This window comes from Salifodinibacter halophilus (assembly GCA_012999515.1).
Lineage (GTDB): Bacteria > Pseudomonadota > Gammaproteobacteria > Nevskiales > Salinisphaeraceae > Salifodinibacter > Salifodinibacter halophilus.
In genome coordinates this window covers 1-250 of the sequence record JABEEB010000483.1, presented here as the reverse complement: position 1 = coordinate 250, position 250 = coordinate 1, and the positions used below count along the sequence as shown (strand labels likewise).

The 250-nt window shown below is 72.8% G+C and carries 1 protein-coding gene; it reads right to left on the bottom strand.

The window, feature by feature from the left end; all coding sequences use genetic code 11:
* The coding region (locus HKX41_12545) for a TrkH family potassium uptake protein (GenBank protein NNC24964.1) at positions 1–250 on the bottom strand (250 nt) is incomplete at both ends.

Genomic DNA, 250 nt, shown 5'->3' with positions numbered 1-250 from the left:
ACCACCGCCGGTGCTGCCCGCGGAACCGCCGACGAACAGCAGGGCGAGGAGGATGTACTTCGCGGGCGTCCCCCACGCGTTGAAGTCCATGCTCGCGTAGCCCGTGGTCGTGACGAACGACGCGACCTGGAAGACGGCGTGGCGGAGCGACGGCTCGATCGCGCCCGCGATCCCCGCGAGGCCGGCGTCCGTGTAGAGGAGCGCGGCGACGATCGCGGTGGCGACGGCGAGGAGGCCGACGTACCCGCGG